This is a genomic window from Sphaerisporangium album, assembly GCF_003323745.1.
Lineage (GTDB): Bacteria > Actinomycetota > Actinomycetes > Streptosporangiales > Streptosporangiaceae > Sphaerisporangium > Sphaerisporangium album.
The window spans coordinates 1-1,481 of record NZ_QOIL01000055.1; the positions used below are offsets into that span (position 1 = coordinate 1).

General features: G+C 65.8%; 1 protein-coding gene and 1 pseudogene. Both read left to right on the plus strand.

Annotation, left to right across the window (positions count from 1 at the left end; translation table 11 throughout):
• A partial coding sequence (locus DQ384_RS41995) for a trypsin-like serine peptidase (protein WP_484378275.1) occupies positions 1-412 on the plus strand: 412 nt, incomplete at its 5' end.
• Between the two features lie 608 nt (positions 413-1,020).
• Positions 1,021-1,481 (plus strand): annotated as a pseudogene (locus DQ384_RS40165) (trypsin-like serine peptidase); the annotation flags it as partial.

The following is a 1,481-nucleotide window of genomic DNA, read 5'->3' on the forward strand; positions in this document are numbered from 1 at the left end:
CACCTGGAACCAGAAGATCGGCCAGCCGGTCTACGCGTTCGGCTACCCCGCCTCGGCGCACCCCGACGGTGACAAGCCGTTCACCGGTGTCACGCCGAAGTGGTGCTACGGCAAGACCTTCGCCGCCGCCCCGGCCGCCGCGTTCAAGGCCGAGGCCCAGATCGGCCTCAAGTGCTCCATGACCGCCGGCTCCTCCGGTGGCCCCTGGATCCTGAAGTACAGCAACACCAAGCGCCTCGGCTACATCAACGGTGTCACCAGCCTCATCGGCGACGCCGACGCCAACGGCCGGATCGACTTCAGCACCTCGGCCTACTTCGACAGCGAGACCTACGCGATCTACAAGGCCGCCGCCAACCTCTGGTCCGGCAAGATCGTCGCCGCCGACGGTGACTTCGTCACCAAGGCCTGACCTTCCGGTCGGTTAGAGCAACACGGTTCCACCCAGCAGGGCCCGGCATTCGTGCCGGGCCCTGTCGGCGTTTCCGGGGGAGACCACGCGCGTCGTCGATCGCCGCGGCGGAGTCGGCAGCTCCTGACGCCCACCGCCGCCGGGAAGCGGCGCCTCCGCGCCGCTGGTGCCGCGGGAGAGGACGCGAGCGCCCTGCGGACGTTCCGAGGGGCCCGTCCGAGGCATCACGCAAGATCGTGGACGCGGGTCCTGGGGAGATCGACTCGACCGTGGGCTCTTAGACGTAACGAGGGGCCGATCCGGCTCCCTTTGATCGATGTGATCTGCATCACACTCGTCCGCCCGGCGGAACGGAGGCCTTCACATCGGCCACATTGGACTCATAGCGTACATACCCATCCTGATCTGCGGGGAAGCGACCTCCACTTGATCTTGGGCATGCCGCGAAGATCCAGTCTGGATGGTTACGAAAAGGTCACGCCGGGGCGAGGGTCAAAATTCACCTCGAATGGCGCACACAGCCCAAGATCTTCTCTGTATCTTCCTAGCTATCCCTTTACTGACGCATGGGACGCCGATTGCGTTCCACGACAGCCCAAGGAGTTTCCTTGAACACCCGAGTCAAGCGTCTCGCCCTCCCCCTCGGCGGAGCCATTGCCGCCACCAGCATGATCGGCGCCACCCTGGTCACCTCGGCCAACGCCGCGACCGCCCCGGCCAAGAAGGTCGTCTCGCTGGCCTCCGCCACTGAGGCGCAGAAGATCGGCAACTACTGGACCGCGAACGGTGGTGCCAACCTCAAGGCCGCCACGCAGTTCACCGACAACGCGCAGCAGTCGGGCAAGGTCAAGCTCGGTGGCGGCGACGCGGCCCCCGACGGCAAGGCCGGCACCGTGCCGCCGATCGGCCAGGAGAAGCTGGCGCCGACCAAGGTGAAGAACGTCAACCTGCCGAAGACCATCGGCAAGGTCTTCTTCACGATCGGCGACAAGGAGTACTGGTGCTCCGCGTCCTCGATCCAGAGCAAGTACCACAACCTGGTCGCCACCGCCGGGCACTGCGTGTTCGA